The sequence below is a fragment of the Bifidobacterium platyrrhinorum genome (assembly GCF_010667645.1).
In the GTDB taxonomy this organism is placed as follows: domain Bacteria; phylum Actinomycetota; class Actinomycetes; order Actinomycetales; family Bifidobacteriaceae; genus Bifidobacterium; species Bifidobacterium platyrrhinorum.
The window spans coordinates 204,775-221,444 of sequence record NZ_WHZV01000004.1 but is presented as its reverse complement, the minus strand read 5'-3'; the positions used below and the strand labels follow the sequence as shown (position 1 = coordinate 221,444).

Annotated in this window: 15 protein-coding genes and 1 pseudogene; 3 read left to right on the top strand and 13 right to left on the bottom strand. The window is 66.3% G+C overall.

Translation table 11 applies throughout. From position 1 onward, the window contains the following. The first annotated feature begins 67 nt into the window (after positions 1–67). Entirely contained in the window at positions 68–418 is a 351-nt protein-coding gene (locus tag GFD21_RS06285; protein ID WP_163197079.1) for a phenylpyruvate tautomerase MIF-related protein, read from the top strand. A 100-nt stretch (positions 419–518) separates the two neighbouring features. On the opposite strand, the gene GFD21_RS06280 is transcribed toward GFD21_RS06285, so the two are convergent. The 9 genes from GFD21_RS06280 to ptsP form a co-directional block, all read right to left on the bottom strand. Next, positions 519–2,036 (bottom strand): formate--tetrahydrofolate ligase, encoded by a 1,518-nt coding sequence (locus tag GFD21_RS06280; protein WP_163197078.1) that lies wholly within the window; start codon positions 2,034–2,036, stop codon positions 519–521. 124 nt (positions 2,037–2,160) lie between these two features. Beyond that, complete coding sequence (locus tag GFD21_RS06275) at positions 2,161–3,780, bottom strand: C69 family dipeptidase (RefSeq protein ID WP_163197077.1); 1,620 nt, start codon at positions 3,778–3,780, stop codon at positions 2,161–2,163. A 184-nt stretch (positions 3,781–3,964) separates the two neighbouring features. Next, positions 3,965–4,519 carry a YbhB/YbcL family Raf kinase inhibitor-like protein gene (locus GFD21_RS06270; protein ID WP_163197076.1) on the bottom strand — a complete coding sequence of 185 codons (555 nt, stop codon included), beginning with the start codon at positions 4,517–4,519 and terminating at the stop codon, positions 3,965–3,967. A gap of 297 nt (positions 4,520–4,816) precedes the next feature. Further along, positions 4,817–6,256: a 6-phospho-beta-glucosidase gene (locus GFD21_RS06265; protein ID WP_163197075.1), complete on the bottom strand. Its 1,440-nt coding sequence runs from the start codon at positions 6,254–6,256 to the stop codon at positions 4,817–4,819. A 14-nt stretch (positions 6,257–6,270) separates the two neighbouring features. Beyond that, positions 6,271–6,606: a PTS lactose/cellobiose transporter subunit IIA gene (locus tag GFD21_RS06260; protein ID WP_163197074.1), complete on the bottom strand. Its 336-nt coding sequence runs from the start codon at positions 6,604–6,606 to the stop codon at positions 6,271–6,273. 67 nt (positions 6,607–6,673) lie between these two features. Beyond that, positions 6,674–6,973: a PTS sugar transporter subunit IIB gene (locus GFD21_RS06255; RefSeq protein ID WP_163197073.1), complete on the bottom strand. Its 300-nt coding sequence runs from the start codon at positions 6,971–6,973 to the stop codon at positions 6,674–6,676. Positions 6,974–7,158: 185 nt separating this feature from the next. Then, positions 7,159–8,499, bottom strand: coding sequence for a PTS sugar transporter subunit IIC (locus GFD21_RS06250; RefSeq protein ID WP_225431704.1), 1,341 nt, complete (start codon positions 8,497–8,499; stop codon positions 7,159–7,161). 359 nt (positions 8,500–8,858) lie between these two features. After that, positions 8,859–9,566, bottom strand: a complete 708-nt coding sequence (locus GFD21_RS06245) for a GntR family transcriptional regulator (protein ID WP_163197072.1) — start codon at positions 9,564–9,566, stop codon at positions 8,859–8,861. Positions 9,567–9,899: 333 nt separating this feature from the next. Next, positions 9,900–11,555 carry a phosphoenolpyruvate--protein phosphotransferase gene (ptsP, locus tag GFD21_RS06240; protein WP_163197071.1) on the bottom strand — a complete coding sequence of 552 codons (1,656 nt, stop codon included), beginning with the start codon at positions 11,553–11,555 and terminating at the stop codon, positions 9,900–9,902. Between the two features lie 260 nt (positions 11,556–11,815). Here ptsP and GFD21_RS06235 point away from each other — a divergent pair, with 260 nt between their 5' ends. Together GFD21_RS06235 and GFD21_RS06230 are read left to right on the top strand one after the other, a co-directional pair. After that, entirely contained in the window at positions 11,816–12,082 is a 267-nt protein-coding gene (locus GFD21_RS06235) for an HPr family phosphocarrier protein (protein WP_163197070.1), read from the top strand. 154 nt (positions 12,083–12,236) lie between these two features. After that, entirely contained in the window at positions 12,237–13,247 is a 1,011-nt protein-coding gene (locus tag GFD21_RS06230) for a LacI family DNA-binding transcriptional regulator (protein ID WP_225431703.1), read from the top strand. On the opposite strand, the gene GFD21_RS06225 is transcribed toward GFD21_RS06230, so the two are convergent. The 4 genes and pseudogenes from GFD21_RS06225 to tmk form a co-directional block, all read right to left on the bottom strand. Further along, positions 13,244–14,287, bottom strand: coding sequence for a hypothetical protein (locus GFD21_RS06225; RefSeq protein ID WP_225431711.1), 1,044 nt, complete (start codon positions 14,285–14,287; stop codon positions 13,244–13,246). The genes GFD21_RS06230 and GFD21_RS06225 overlap by 4 nt on opposite strands. A gap of 261 nt (positions 14,288–14,548) precedes the next feature. Beyond that, positions 14,549–14,617, bottom strand: a pseudogene (locus GFD21_RS11450) (zinc-ribbon domain-containing protein); the annotation flags it as partial. Positions 14,618–14,802: 185 nt separating this feature from the next. Beyond that, the gene (locus GFD21_RS06220; protein ID WP_163197067.1) at positions 14,803–15,954 is read right to left on the bottom strand and encodes a DNA polymerase III subunit delta'; all 1,152 of its coding nucleotides are present in this window, start codon (positions 15,952–15,954) and stop codon (positions 14,803–14,805) included. Next, positions 15,951–16,670, bottom strand: coding sequence for a dTMP kinase (gene tmk / locus GFD21_RS06215; RefSeq protein WP_163197066.1), 720 nt, complete (start codon positions 16,668–16,670; stop codon positions 15,951–15,953). The genes GFD21_RS06220 and tmk overlap by 4 nt, the downstream gene beginning before the upstream one ends.

The window sequence follows — 16,670 nt, the reverse complement described above, 5'->3', positions numbered from 1 at the left end:
AACGGCGGCACGTCCGGGAACTAGACTGGATGCGGTACGTCGTACCGCATCCCATCAAGGAGGAATCATGCCCGTCATCCACACCCATGTCTCCGTGAAGACCACCAAGGAGCAGCGCGAGGCGCTGAAGGCCGCGTACGGCAAGGCGATCGCCGCCGTGCCCGGCAAGTCCGAAGGCTGGCTCATGTGCCCGTTCGAGGACGATATGCCGATCTACTTCGGCGGTTCCGACGACCAGCCGGCCGCCTACGTGGAGGTCAACGTGTTCGGCCGCGGCGCCATCCCCGGTTCCGCATGGGAGAAGCTCACCAAGAGCATCATGGCCGCGCTGAACGGCGAACTCGGCATCCCCGAGGACCGCACGTACATCCGCTACACCGCCACCTCCGACTGGGGATGGAACGGCGGCAACTTCTGAGCCGCTAGCGACAGGATACGGAAAACCCCGCCATTGTGGCGGGGTTTCGTTATTGTCCTGCGACGATCGCGACGCTATCGCCGCTCGATGCTACGAACGATCAGACGATCTTCGGCATCGGGGTGGTGAGCGACGTGGTGAGGTTCACGTGGACCAGGCCGGCGCCGGCGTGCACCTCGACCTTCTTCAGGGTCACGGTGCGCTCGTCCTCCGGGGCGCGGTCGTTGTCGGTCATCGTCGCCGGGGACTTGACCGCGACCAGCGCGAGGTCGGCGAGGGAGAAGCCGGCGGACTCGCACAGCTTCACGGCCTCGTCGCGGGAGGCGAGGAAGCCGTCCTTGAACTTGACGCGGTCGGCCGGGACGCCGTACGCGTGCTCGGCGACCCACTTCACGTTCTCGATGACGGACATGCCCTTGTGGCTGTGCGGGCGGGCCGGCGCGGAGCCGTTGACGATCACGTCGACGAACGCGTCGAGCTGCGGGGCGAGCGCCTCGCCACCGTCGCGGTACAGGTTGCCGATGATCGGATCGCGGAACTCGAGCTTCTCGGCGGTCTCCTTGAGGGCCGGGATCTGGTCGTCCTCGCCGTCCCACAGGTTGATGAGCGGGAAGGTCGGGATGTCGAGGCCTTCGAGGCGGTTCACGTGGAACGGGTAGCGCCAGGAGAGCTCCGGATCGTCGCGCCAGGTGGAGGCGCGGGTCACGACGATCGCGGCGGACGGCCACTGCGCGTCGAACTCGCGGCAGGCGATGTCGAGCCACTTCTGCGCGCCCGCGTCGGTGCCGTAGCCGGCCTCGACGATGACGACGTCGTGCAGCGCGCACGCCATCTCCACGGAGACGAGCGTCGGGATGCCGATGGACACGTTGGCGAACGGGCCGCCGTGCACGTAGACCGGGGAGCCGTTGACGGTCTCCGTCTTCGCGGGCTTGACCGCGTCGGCGAGGATGCCGGTGATGCGCCACAGGTCGACGAACTCGCCGAACGTGACGGCCTTGCCGTCCTTCGTGCCGGCGATCATCTTCGCGACGCGCTGGCCGATCTCGTCCATCGAACGGGACAGCACGACGATCTGCATGAGCTCGCAGGTCGGGGTGAGCACGACCTTCTCCTTGACGTCGCCCTTGCCGTAGTCGACGGCGATGGAACGCAGGGAGCGGGACGGCACCTCGGAGACGCGCGGCACGAGGATCGTGTCGAGCCTGCCCTCGTCGACGGCCTTCTCGGCGAAGGAGACAAGCAGGTTCTGGGCCGCCTCGATGGCGCCCATCTCACCGCACAGGCCCCAGTCGATGAGCTCCGGGTGGGTCAGGGAGGCCTTGCCGCCGCCGGACGCGCCACCCTTGGAACCGGCGGCGGTGATGCCCATGCTCGGCTGGCGCAGCACGGCGGCCGCGTCGATGCCGCGCTTGTTGAGCGCGTCGATCAGGGCGATGGTCGTCGTGGTCTTGCCCTCGCCGCGCGACGCCTTGAGCGGGGTGTCCGCCGTGACGAGCACGACCTTGCCGTGCTTGCGAGGGGCGTCGGGGTTCTTCTTCAGGTAGTCGAGGTAGCCGAACGCGTCGATCTTCTCGACCAGGCCATACTGGCTGGTGAAGTCTGCGATGGTGGTCATGTGGTGAAACGCCTTTCTTTGTTCCAGCGGCCCCGCGGGGCCGTCGAATCATTCACAGAGTGTATATCCGACGCACGTAAACGCGATGCTACGTGCGTCGGCGGGAATCCGAATCCGGACGAACCTAGAAGTCGGACATGTGGAAGCCGTTCTTCATGGCCATGGAACGCGTGTACAGCACGGAGTCGAGCAGCTTGTCGGTCTCGGCGCGCAGCTGGTCGGCCATGGTCTGGTTGGCTGCGGCGAGGATGGAACGCACCTCGTCGTCGCGCACGGCGGCGACGATCTCATCCGGCTCCATCGGCTGCACGTCGCCGTCCACGTTGTCGGCCTCGAACTCCTCCTCGGCCACGGATTCGGCCGCGGCCTCCGCGTCCGTCAGGCCGAGCCTGGCGACCTGCTCGTCGGTGGCGGCGACGAGACGGTGGCCCATCGCCCCGGTCTTCTGCTGGTAGCGCTCCACCGCGTTCGCGGTGTCGGCGAACGCGCCGTCGCACAGGGCCGCGATCACGCGGTTCGCCCAGTAGAAGTTCTCGGTGGTCACGCGCGTGGTCGTGTCGGCGAGGTAGGCGGGGGTCACGTCCACGTTCGCATAGAACGGGACGAGCGTGTTGAACGGGTTGGAGCCGTAGGCCATCCACTGGATCGCACGGTCCGCCTGCGGGCGGTACGGGCGGATCTGCATGACGGCGAGCTGGCTCTGGCGGTTGATGCCGATCGGACGGTACATGTGGCGCGTGTGCTCGTCGCCGCGCTTGCCGTACGGATCGTACGGGGTGCCCTGGTAGTGGCCGGACAGCACGTACTTGATGTCCTCGATGGTCACCTTGCGCTCAGGCTGGCGGGCCCACGGGATGTCGTTGTTCTCCGGGCCGTGGTCGGCGTCCGCGCCGTCCCACACCTCGTCGTAGGGGTTGAGGAAGCGCTGCATCCACCAGGCGCGCGGCGTGTTGTACACGTGGTCGGAGTCGGAGTGGGAGCCGAACGCGTCGCGCGGGTTGAACGGCGACGTGGACTCGACGGACAGGTCGAGGTGGTTGCGTTCGATGAACTCGGCGAGGTCGGCGGAGCACATGTGGTCCTCCTGGTCGCCGAGCGCGTCGTCGAGGTCGAACTCGTCGATGCCGAGCTGGTTCGGCATGGTCACGTACGCCTCGTCCGGCACGCGCTTGGCGATCCAGTGGTGGCCGCCGACGGTCTCCAGCCACCAGATCTCGTCGGCGTCGGAGAAGGCGACGCCGTTCATCTCGTACGTGCCGTACTCCTCGAGCAGCGCGCCGAGACGGGCGACGCCCTCGCGCGCGGTCCTGACGTACGGCAGGACGATGGTGAGGAAGTCCTCCTCGCCGATGCCGCCGGGGACCTCCGGCTCGTAGCCGTCCTCGCCGGGCGTGCCGTGCGCCGGGACGAGCTCGACGAACGGGTCGGCGCCGAGCACGCGCTCGTTGGTGGTGAGCGTCTCGGTGGCGCTCATCGCGACGTTCGCCTCGTTGACGCCCGCCTCGCCCCAGATGCCCTCCTTGCGGTCCGCGTTCGGCACGGACGTGTACTGCAGCGGATCGTCCGGCAGGTCGATCTCGACGTGGGAGATGACCGCCTTGTAACGGCGCGGCTGGTCCTCGGGCCTGATGACGAGGAACTGCTTCGGATTGAACTCACCGTTCGCGGAATCCTCGTTGCGGGCGATGATGGTGGAGCCGTCGTAGCTCGCGTCCTTGCCTACCAGAATCGTGGTGCAGGCCATAAGTGTGATGCGTCCTTTCGTAGGTGGTTTCGTGATTTCGTGGTTTCGTGGGCGCTTATGCGGTTGCCGCGGCGCCCATCCCTCCCATGGTGCGGCAACACGAAATCTTCATAATGGCGGGATTCCGCCGTTGTGGCGTACCGCACCATGGAGGTTTCGCCGCACCATGGGAAAGACGGGGAGGTCAGGCCCGGCCGGTGACGAACATGCCGCCCTGGTCGGGGGTCTCGCCGCATTCGCGCAGCCTGTGGAGCAGCTCGTTCATCCAGAACCCCTGGTTGAGGCCGGGCAGCGGCTCCTTGGTGGCGTACACGTGCAGGTAGTAGTCGTGGTCCTTGTCCGGCGGCTGCGGGCCGTTGTACCGCATGATGACGGCCGGGTCGTTGTCGCGGCCGAGGAACTTGGAGGCGGAGGAATTGCGGCCCTGCACGGCCTCGGGGATCATCGCGGTCATCTGGCGGGAGAAGTCCGGCGGGATCTGCAGTGCGTGCGAATCGTTGAAGTCGAACATCAGCGCGTCGATGGGCAGGTTCGCCACGGTCCAGTGGATCCATTCGAAGCCGCACACGGGAATCGAATCGGGGTCGGTGAACGTCCAGTGCAGGTAGCGGGCGTCCGGGGCGACCTCGTCGACGTAGAAGGGGAAAGAGATGACGGGCACGCCGCCCGTACGGTATTCGGGCGCCGCCGCCTTGGCGAAGTCGTCGGGCACGACCGTGAAATCAGCGGAGATCTTCATGCTCCCCAGTGTATCGCGCGACATGGGGCGTGGCGGCGGGCGACGACGGGCGACAAGCACCGGAGCGTACGCCCGTCCTGGTCTTTTCGGGCTCCGTCCGGATCGACGTACGCTGAGGAACCGTCAGCGTACGTCGGACCGGATGGGAGTGAATAACACCCGGAAACACGTACGGCGGCGGCTTCGGATACGAAAAAGACCCGGTTCGATGCACGGGGAATGCGTTCCGCGCATCGAACCGGGTCCGGAGCGAGCCCGCACGCCGCGCCGCGGCACGGCGAAGACGCCGGCGGCCTCCTACAGGTCGCCGAGATCCGCGCCGTTGCTGGCGATCACGTCGCGGTACCAGTAGAACGACTTCTTGCGGCTGCGCCTGTAGCTGCCGTTGCCGTTGTCATCCGCGTCGACGTAGATCATGCCGTAGCGCTTCTTCATCTCGCCGGTGCCGAAGGAGATCACGTCGATGCATCCCCACACGGTGTAGCCGATGACCGGCACGCCGTCGTAGTCGATGGCCTTCCTCACCTGCTCGATGTGCGAGCGCAGGTACGCGATACGCGCGTCGTCGGCGATGTAGCCGTCCGAATCGGGCGTCTCGTACATGCCGATGCCGTTCTCCACGACGAAGATCGGCTTGCGGTAGCGTTCGAACAGCGAGCACAGCACGTAGCGCAGGCCCACCGGGTCGATCTGCCAGCCCCAGTCGGTGGCCTTGATGTACGGGTTCCTCACCTGGCCGGGCAGGCCATGGCCGTCGAACTCGGGCACCTTCTCGGCGGAGACGGCCGCGCTCATGTAGTAGCTGATCGAGATGAAGTCCACGGTGCCGGCCGCGATGATGTCGGTATCGCCCGGCTCCATCTCGATGTCGAAGCCCTCGCGGTCCCAGCGGTTGAGTAGGTAGCACGGGTATTCGCCGTTCACGTACACGTCGCCGAACAGGTAGCGGTCGCGCATGAGCACTTCCGCATGCATGACGTCCTCCGGCTTGCAGGTGGCCGGGTAGATCGGCACCATGGCGAGCATGCAGCCGATCCGGAAGTCCGGGTTGATCTGGTGGCCGCGCTGCACGACGAGCGCCGAGGCGACGAACTCGTTGTGGATGGCCTGCCAGATCTTCTGCTCCACCTCATGCGGGTTGTCGTTCGGATCCGGGATGATGCCCGAATTCGTGTACGGGAAGATCTCGGTGTGCATCTCCATCTGGTTGTTGACCTCGTTGAAGGTCAGCCAGTACTTGACCAGATTCTTGTAGCGCTCCATCACCGTGGAGGCGAACTTGAAGTAGTAGTCGACGACCTCGCGGTTGGCGAAACCACCCATTTTGGCCAGATGCAGCGGCATCTCGAAGTGCGAGAGCGTGACGACCGGCTCCATGCCCTTGGCGCGATAGTCCTCGAAGAGCCTCTCGTAGAACTTCAGGCCCTCCTCGTTCGGCTCCTCCTCGTCGCCGTTGGGGAAGATGCGCGACCAGGAGATCGAGGTGCGGAAGCACTTGAAGCCCATCTCCTGGAAGAGCGCGTCGTCCTCGCGGAACGTGTGGTAGTAGTCGATGCCGCGCTGGTTCGGATAGTTCTCGCCCGGGACCACGCCGTCGGTGATCCTGCGGGCCACGCCGTGGGCGCCGCCGGTGAGCACGTCGCAGATGCTCGGTCCGCGGCCGTCCTCGTTCCATGCGCCTTCGAGCTGGTGCGCGGCGACCGCACCACCCCAGAGGAAGTTGTCGGGGAATCCCATTGTCCGCCCCTCGCTCACTCGGCGGTCTTGCCGTCGAGGCGCTTGTACAGGTCGATCATCTCGACGACCATCGCGCGGAACACCTCGGCGGCCATCATCTGGTCCTCGACGTGGGTGAGCAGCAGGCCCATCTTCACCGGGTTGCCGGCGGCTTCGCGCTGCACGAGGCCGGCATGCACGGCGTGGCCTTCACGGTAGCTCGTGTCGCCTTCGTCGATGGATTCCTTGGCGCCGTCGAAGTCGCCCGCCTTGGCCTTGTTGAGGGCCTCCATGTAATCGGACTTGGCGGTGCCGGCCGCGGTGATCAGCTGGAAGCAGGTGGTTTCCAGATCGAATTCTTCGTCTGCCATGTTGTTACGCTTTCTCGTTTATCGCTGTACGGTTCGTTGTCGGTATGGCGTTCGTCGGGCGGCGCGATCACTTGCCGGCGAGCTTGAGGGCGAAGTCGAGGACCTTGTCGCCGCGGGCCATGCCGTAGTCCTGCGGGGCGATGACCTCGACCGGCTTGGACTCGAACTCCTTCTTGACGTCCTTGAGCATGTAGCGCACCTGCGGGCCGAGCAGGATCACGTCGGCGTCCTGCGCGTTGGCTTCAAGGGTGGAGACCGGCATGGCGGAAATGTCGAAGTCCTCACCGCGCTTGGCGGCCGCGTCCTGCATCTTCCTGACCAGGATGCTGGTGGACATGCCATCGCTGCAGCACAGTACGATCTTCATGATGTTTCTCCTTTGAATGTTCGAGATTATGGTGTTTGTCGTTGAAGCAAGAGAGAGGGCCGGCCACACCGCGAGAGTAAGGAGATTCGCGCGGACCGGCCTGTTGTTGAGAGGTTGTTATTCGTGGTAAGCGCTGATTTCGGCCGTCCGGCCGGAGCACCGGCCGAACGGCCTCGGCCTGCCGATCACTCGGCGGAACCGGCTTCCTGCTCGAGGCAGATCTTGTCCTGCATCTTCACGAACGGCATGTAGATGAAGACGGCGATCACGCCGATGATGACCTGCAGCAGGGCGGCCTTCCAACCGCCGAGGATGAAGCCGGAGATGATCGGCGGAGTGGTCCACGGCACCTGAACGGCGCCGAACGGGGCGATGAAGCCGATGGAGATCGCGCCGTACATGATGATCATGGCGACAAGCGGGGTCAGGACGAACGGGATGAGCATGATCGGGTTGAACACGATCGGCAGGCCGAAGATGACCGGCTCGTTGATGCCGAAGATGCCCGGCACGATGGAGAGCTTGGAGACGGTGCGCATCTGCTCGGACTTGGCGAAGAGCAGGGCGGCGACCAGCAGGCCCACGGTCAGACCGACGCCGGAGTACTTGCAGAAGCAGTCGATGACCTGCGGGGTCAGGTAGTGGTAGCCGTTGGCCTTGGTGTACGGGGCGACGCCGGCATCGAAGAGCTTCTGGTTGCTCAGGGTGTTGGCGAGCAGCAACGGGGTGACTACGCCGGAGACGACGTTGGCGCCGTGGATGCCGCACCAGAACAGCAGGGACATCAGCACGATGATGATGATGGCGCCGGCCCAGGTATCAGTCAGGGACTGCAGCGGGATCTGGAGGATCTTGAAGATGAGCTCGGTCAGGGACAGGCCGCCGAACACCTTGCACAGATGGTACAGGATGGCGGAACCGGTCATGACGAACAGGCCCGGGATGAGGGCGGAGAAGGCGTTGGTGACGCCCTGCGGCACGGCGTCGGGCATCTTGATCTTCAGGTCGTGCTTGATGCAGGCGGTGTAGACCCAGCCGGTGAGCAGGCCCATGATGATGGCGGAGATGATGCCGTTGGAGCCGGTCCAGGTCTGGTTGAAGATGCCGGAGAGCTCGGCGGTTTTGTTGCCGAGGGCCTCGACGTTGTCCTTGGACAGGGTCATCGAGGACGGGGAGACGATGAAGAACGCGACGAGCGAAAGCAGACCGGAGGAGATGCCGTCGCACTTCTCGTTGCGGGCGTAGGCGTAGCCGATGCCGACCGCCACGATGATGGCCAGGATGTTGAACGTTGCGGTGGTGACCTGGTTGAGGCCGACGTTCCACATGTCACCGAAGATTCCGGCCATCCAATCGCTGTAGCCTTCGAACGGCAGGTTGGCGATCAGCAGGAACAGCGAACCGATCAGGGTCGCCGGCATGGTGAGGATGAAGCCATCCTTCAATGCCACCAGCGCCTTGAGGCTGGCGAACTTCATGAAGCCATTAAGCATAGCGTCGCCTATGGCTTGCATTTTCTCCTTCATCGTTTTTCCTTTCCTTGGACGGACTACGGCATCCGCCCATATCCCTTATCCCGTCATTCAATCAACGTGAGAGTGTTCATAACAAGCGTTGTTATCTACATCTTCATTAGTTGTTTAAATAACGATGACTTAAGTATATACCCAGGGAACACGGTGTCAAATCCGGGCGGACGGTGCGCCAGAGGGGTGGAAAACGCCGCCATTCCGCCATTGTCGGCATGAAAGTGGGGGCCCGGCGACACGCCGAACCCCCACTTATGCAAATCGCTTTTAAAAAGCGTACCAGATTTTCTTGGATGCGCGCCCCGCACACGCCCGGACACGACGCCATGAAGGCCGGCCCGTGCACGACGCCGAAATCATTTCATCGACGCCATGGCGTAGAACTTCGCGTTCCTGTAGTGGTACAGGTTCTTCGAGGCGTTGAACAGCTTGCCGTTCGTCAGGAACGCATCGTCCTCGATGCAGATGGCGGGATCGCCCTCGTTGAGCTCAAGCATATGGGCGGCTTCGACACCCAGCCAATCCATATGGATCACCTTGTCCACGAAGCCGAAGTTCAGGCCGAGATCGTCGTGCACATAGGAGTACAGCGACCCCTTCGCGATGTCCTCGTTGAGGAAGGGCACATACTCCTTGAGATACCAGGCGGTCTCGTAGCACAGCGGCCTGTCCTCCACACGGCGCAGACGCACCACCCGCCACACCGGCGAGCCCACGGCGCAGCGCATGCGCTTCGACAGCGCCTCGTCGGCCTTCTCCAATGCCACCTCGCACACCACGGACGTGACGTTGTCGCCGCCGAAATCGGCCGAGATGCCGTACGACGTGCCGATCGGCATATAGCCGCCGTCACGCCCCTCGCGCACGAACACGCCGTTGCCGCGCACGGGGAAGACCTCCCCCGCCTCGGCGAGCACCGCGATGGCCCCGCGCACGAAATACCGGGACAGCCCGTATTCGGCCATCAGCTGGTCCTCCGTGGGCAGTTTGCCCGTTTCCGAAAACTCCCCATCCGCGATGCGCTTCTGAAGCTTCAACGCAAGTTCCCGCTGCTTGGAAGCCATAATCACCCTTTCCGCCCGAATACGCACGGCAATTCATCGGTCACTCAGGCGGATGGATGTATCCGGGACGCGACATACGACGCCGGCCAACGACTATTACACATCATCGCCTTATCCACATAACCCGACCACCATAGTACGCCGACGATGCGCGAAACGGGAAAAGGTCCGGTCCGTGACGATGAGGAGTGCTCATTCTCATCGCCACGGACCGGACCGGAAGAGGTGACCCGGATGAAGGGGAAGCCGGGTCACGGGTGAACGGCGTGGCGGGAGATCCGGACGAAGGGGAAGCCGGACGTCCCCGCCGCGCCAAGTCTGCATCGGCCGGGATCAGTCGCCCCAGGCCGGCTTGTAGAAGTCGCCGTTGAGGGCGGCCTCGGCCTTGGCCTTGGCCTCCTCGAAGGTGACCTCGGCCAGCTGGGCGCGCACGTCGTCCAGCGCGACCGGCGTCATCGACAGGGAGTTCACGCCGATGCCGGTGAGCACGACCGCCAGATCCGGATCGGCCGCGGCCTCGCCGCACACGCCGACCGGCATGCCGTACTTGTTGCCGGCGTCCGCGATGAGCTTGATCATGCGCAGCACCGCCGGGTGCCATGCGGTCTGGTAGTTGGAGACGGAGCCGAGCGTGCGGTCGGCGGCCATCGTGTACTGGGTGAGGTCGTTGGTGCCGATGGAGACGAAGTCGGCCACCTGGGCGACCTTGTCGGCCATCACGGCGATGGACGGCACCTCGGCCATCACGCCGACCTTCTTCAGGCCGAAGCTCTTGCCGAGCTTGACGAAGTAGGCGGCCTCATGCTCGTCGGCGACCATCGGGGCCATGACCCACAGGTCGGCGTCGGTCTGGGCGTCGGCGGCGGCGAGGGCCTTGAGCTGGCCTTCGAGGACCTCCTTGTGCACGCGCAGCGTACGCAGGCCACGCAGGCCGAGGGCCGGGTTCGGCTCGTCCTCCGGGGTGAGGAACGGCAGCGGCTTGTCGGCGCCCGCGTCGAGCATGCGGATGACGACCTTCTTGCCCGGGAACTGGGCGAGCAGCTCGGCGTACGCCTTGGTCTGCTCCTCGACGCTCGGCGGCTCGGAGTTGCCGATGAACAGGAACTCGGAACGGAACAGGCCCACGCCCTCCGCACCGTATTCGAGGGCGGTCTTGCCGTCGGCCGGCTTGCCGAGGTTGGCGAGCAGCGGCACGTGGTGGCCGTCCTTGGTGCCGCCGGCCTGGCCGCGCAGCTCCTTGGCGCGCGCGGCCTTCGCCTTGGCGTGCTCGGCCTCCTCGATCTCGGCCTCGGTCGGCTCGGTGACGACCTCGCCCTTGGCGGCGTTCACGATGATGGTCTCGCCGGTCTTGAGATCCTCGGCGCCGGCCGCGGAGACGACGGCGACGATGCCGCGGGCACGCGCCAGGATGGCGGTGTGCGAGGTCGGACCGCCCTGCGAGGTGACGATGGCGAGGGTCTTGGTGAGATCCAGGCTGGAAGTGTCGGCCGGGGAGAGATCCTCGGCGACGAGCACGAACGGCTCGTCGGACTCGGGCACACCGGGGGCGGGCACGCCGCGCAGCTCGGCGATGACGCGCTGGCCGACGTCGTGCAGGTCAGCGGCGCGCTCGGCCTGGTAGCCGCCGATCATCCTGAACATCTCCTCGACCTGGGCGAAGCCCTCGAGCACGGCGCGCTCGCCGGTCTTGCCGCCGTTGACGAGGTTCTGGATGGAGGTGGCGAGGGACGGGTCGGAGGCGAACATGGCGATGGCCTCGAGGATCGGGGCGGCCTGCTTGGCGCCTTCATCGCCGTTCTTGGCCATTTCGGCGCGGTGGTTCAGCTCGGCGTTGACGGTGGCGAGCGCCTTGGTGACGCGCTCGTTCTCGACGACCGCGCTGATCGACGCGTCGCGACGCACATCCGCCGGCTCCTCCAGCGGCGGGGCCATGCGAATGACCTTGCCGACGGCGACGCCACGTCCGATTCCGCTTCCGGTGATAACCATGATGAGCACTCCTTCATGTCTGCATTGTTGGGCCGGCACGCCCGCGGTTCGTCCCGCGGCGATCGCCCGGACCCCGCGACCCTTGCGTCACAGGCGGGTAATCCATTTACCGACAGTGTCAGTATACACAGAAAGACCGTTGAGGCAACGCCGGTAATCGTTTTCTGCGTGTCGTGAAAAAACATGCTATAGTGTCAACCAGCGTTCACCGTCAGAGCTTGACGCGCGCGAAGGAAAACCTAAGACCAAAGGAGTGCTCCATGGCAACCGCTACCCGTTCCACCGTGATCAACGACCCCGTCGGCATCCACGCGCGCCCGGCCGCCGAGTTCGCGCAGGCCGCCACCGCCTCCGGCTGCACCGTCACCATCGCCAAGGAAGGCGGCGCCGCCGTGCCGGCCGGTTCCATCCTGTCCATCATGGGCCTGGGCATCAAGCAGGGCGACACCGTCGTCCTGACCGTCGACGGCGACAACGCCGAGACCGTGGCCGACTCCCTGGTCGACACCCTGGTCAAGGCGGAGTAACACTCCCCGGCCACCACAGACTTCGGTCGTCGCGAGCGCATGCGCGATGCACCGACCACTATTGCAAACGTCTTCGCCGTCCGCGCGCTAATATGCTGTGCCGGACGGCGAATTCGTATATTTGCACAGATCACACATGAAAGAGCGCAGCACCATGGCCAACCGGGCGTCGAAATCACCCAGCTCCATCCTCGAGGTCGCCACGCTGGCGAACGTCTCGACGGCCACGGTGTCACGGGTGCTTTCCGGCCGGCGGGCCAAGGACGACGACATCGCGCAACGGGTGCGCAAGGCCGCCGCCGAACTCAACTATTCCGTCAACTACGCGGCCAGCGCCCTGCGCAGCGACGTGACGAACACGATAGGCCTGGTCATCCCCTCCGCCACCGACAGCTTCAGCGCCGGCCTGCTCGACGCGCTCGAACCGGTCGTCGATTCGGACAGCCGCCAGCTGCTGCTCGGCATCGGCGAGAGCGAGGCCATGCAGGTGGACCGCGTGGAGTCGCTCTGCTCGCGCAAGGTGGACGGGCTCATCGTGGTCACCTCGGCGGGGGCGGACCTGTCCGAGGTGTTCGACCGCCACGCGGACGGCATCCCCATCGTGCAGGTGGGTGGCCGGCAGCGTTCGTTCCGCACGGACATGGTCTCCATCGACGAGAACACGGCCATGGAGGCCATCATCGGCCACCTGGCCGATCAGGGCGTCGAATCGGTGGCGTATCTGGCCGGCGAGGAGATCTCCTTCGAATCGGCGGAGCTGTTCGCCATGTTCCACACGCAGGTGCGCGCCGCCGGGCTCACCACGCAGAGCGACTGGAACCGTTTCGGCGACTGCACGGTGCGGCGCGGCTTCGACTGCACGATCCGCCTGTTCGGCGAGCGCGGCCACCCGGATGCGGTGGTCTGCGCGGACGACACCATCGCGTTCGGCGTGATGATGGCGCTGCACGCGCTCGGCATGAGCGTGCCGGAGGACATCAAGGTGGTCGGATACAACGACTCCCCCATCGCCTCGGCGACGTTGCCGACGATGACCTCGGTGCGCCCGCCCTACGATCGCATCGTCTCCGAATCGCTGCGCCTCATCGAGGCGGGCCCCGGCCACCCGAGCCACGTGTCGCTGCCGCCGGAGCTCGTCGTGCGCGTCTCCAGCACCAGACGCTAGGCCCTCGTGCCGGGCGTCCGCATCGCCTTGGACGCGCCCACGATCATGACGACGGCCACCACGATGGCGACGACGTACGTGGCGGTGAACGCGATCGAGGAAACGGCCGCATACATCCTGTGATCGCCGAGATACCGCTGGTCGCCGATCGCCTTGCCGGCGTAAAGCGTCTGGTTCCACTGGATCAGCACGGTGAAGACGAACGACACCAGCCTCGACAGGCCGCCGACGATCAGACCCGCCAGGGGCACGGTGCGCCAGACCGTCGCGCCGGTCGCGCGGCGCAACCGGTCGCCGAGATACAGCAACGGCAGGAACGTGCACACCACGAGCATCAGTCCGTTCGTCAGCAGGTACGCCACGGTCACGCCCATCGGCGCCACGCCCCCGTCCGCGGGCGACGCCGCGCCATAGGCGATGTCGCCGAGCAGCGCGAGCACGGCCATGACCACGGCGACGACCGCCAGACGGGCCGCGACGGCACGGCCCGAGGCGCCGTCCCGTCGCGCCCGTCTTCCTTCGGCATATGCCACCGGGCCTTCCGGCGGGACCGTACGATTCGACGACGACACCAGCACCAGCAGGACGACCGCCATGGCGACCGGCGTGAGGCCGAGGGCGACCCGCATGTCGTTGGTGAGCCGGGTCGCCGCCTGCGGGTTCGTCGTCCCCAGATACGTGCCGTACGGACCGGCGAGCATGGCGGCGCTGAACGCCATGTTCAGCACCGCCAGCACGAGCGCCGTCACGTCGGCGGCGATGCGACGGCCGCGCCGACCTCCGTCGATCAGGGGGATCATCGCCGCCAGGGCCATGAACATGGTCAGGGTGTAGGAGAACGCGTTGCCGATGTCCACGGCGTGGCTGAGCCAATATCCGGCCGTGTACGAAGCCGCCCCGAATCGCATGGACGCATATCCGAACGCGTATCCGAGGGGGATGTAGAGCGCGCTGAGCACCGCGCCGACGAGCACGCCGACCAACGGCGGGCGAACGCCCCGCCACGGGTTCGCGGCTCCCGGCCCCGCAACGGCCGCCATGGGAATCGCACCTGCGGGGATCGCACCTGCGGGGATCGCACCCGCAGGAATCATGCCATTCACCTCAGGCGACGGCGCGAACGTCGTCCGCGGCACCGGCGCCGCCCGGACGGGAGCGACCGGAACGGACGGCCCCGGAGCTTGCGGCATCCCGGGCGCGGCCGTTCCCGGAGCGTGAGGAACGGGGACCGGCGGCGCCGGAACGGCTCCGTGCGCGGGAGCCGGCACCGCAGCCGGCACCGCCTCGGCAACGGGCAGCGGACCGCCGCATGAACCGCAGAACCGTGCATCATCATCGCATTGCGCGCCGCATCGCGTACAGAATCTCATGACCGTCTCCCCTTTCCGGACAGCCGCATCGCCGACGTTCCCGGACATCCCCGGATACCCCCGGAACATCCCGGACGGCGACGAACCTTGCACTTCCAGCATAGGCCCGTACGGTCACGGCGCCGGTCGCGAACCCGTCACGAAATCACGGAGTCACGGAGTCACGGGATCACGAAATCACGGAGTCACGGGATCAGCGCGCAGAACAGGGCTTCGAAGACGAGCGTCGGATTGCCGTTGCCTCCCAGACGCCGCCGCGCCACGGCCACCTCGTCAAGCCGGGCGATGGCGTCGGCACGCGGCATGCGCGCGGCGAGTTCGGTGATCGCCGCCCGGTTCTCCAGGTTGATGAGGCCGACCGCGTCCTCCGCGTCGTTCTGCAGCACGGCGACGTCGCGGTAGACGGAAGCGACGGAGTTGAGCGCGCGGTCGAGCACGTCACGGCTGCGGCGCGTGGCGCGGCGTTTCAGTTCGTCCTTCTTCGCGATCGCATTGTAGGCGCCGCGCAGTTTCGGCGGGATGCGGTCGTCCGCGCCCAGACCGTTGATGCGGCGGAAGTCCGCTTCGGCGCGCGCGGCCTGCTGCGCCACGTCCACTTCGGCCTGCGCCTTCGCGTTGTCGATGAGACGGCCGGCGAGCAGCACCGCATCGGAGGCCTTCGCGAGTCCCAATACGCCGACGACGAGCTCGTCGCGGTCGGTCATCACGCGTTCGTCGGTCGCGTAGAGCTTCGCGATGCCGATGTGCCCCTCCGACAGCCGGGCCGCACGCTTCGCCACATGCGGGTCCGCCCCGACGCTCGACTCGAGGTACGCGGCGACGGCCGCCGGCCCCGGCACGGCGAGGTTCACGATACGCGTGCGCGAACGGATGGTGGGCAGCACGTCCTGTGCGCTGGGCGCGCACAGCAGCCAGATGCAGTGCTCGGCCGGTTCCTCGATCTCCTTGAGCAGCACGTTCGTGGTGCGTTCGAGCATGCGGTCGACGTCCTCGATGATGATGACGCGCCATGGCGCGGTGGCCGGCATCTGCTCGGAGACGCCGATGAGATCGCGCACCTCGTCGATGCCGATGGTCACCTTGTTCGTGGCGAGCACGCTCACATCCGGATGCGTGCCGGCGAGGACCTGTTTCACGACCTTCGTCGGTTCGTCGGACAGGCCGTGGTCCGGGCTTTCGAGCGCGGCCGCGAAGGCGCGCGCGAGGTTCGAACGGCCCGATCCGGGAGGCCCGCAGATGAGCCATGACTGCGCGATCTGCCCCGGGTCGCCGGCGGCGATCGCCTTCAGCTGCTCGACGACCGGCTTCTGCCCGATGATCGAATCCCATACGCTCATACCGGCTCCCCCGCATCGTCGCCCGCGGCGAGACCGGCATCGGCCAGCAGGCCGTCGACGTCCCCGCGGATCGCGGCCCACACCTCGTCGATGGTCCTCGACGCGTCGATCACGCGGAACCGTTCCGGTTCGGCGGCGGCGAGACCGAGGAACGCCTCGCGCGTGCGACGCTGGAACCCGTCGCCCGCCGATTCCATGCGGTCCTCGTCGTGGGTCAGGCGGGAATGGGACAGCGCCGGGTCCATGTCCAGCAGATACGTGCGGTCGGGCAGCAGGCCGTTCGTGCCCCACATGCTCAGGGAACGGATCTCGTCCGCCGTGAGCTCGCGCCCGCCCGCCTGGTAGGCGAGGGACGAGTCGAGGTACCGGTCGGTGATGACCACGGCGCCGCGCTCCAATGCCGGGCGGATGACCTCGGCGACGTGCTGGGCGCGGTCGGCGGCGAACAGCAGCGCCTCGGCGCGCGGGGCGATGTCGGCGGGCGCGGCCTTCGCGGCCTTCCCACCGGTCGCGTTTCGCGCGCCGGACTCCGCCTCGTCGGCGGGGACGCCATGAAGGAGCAGACGGCGGATGGCGCGCCCCAACGGGGTGCCGCCGGGTTCGCGGGTGACGACGACCTCGCGGCCCGCCGCCTCCAACGCCGCACGCAGGCGTTCGACCTGCGTGGTCTTGCCGACGCCGTCGACGCCTTCGAAGGAAATGAACAATCCGGCCAT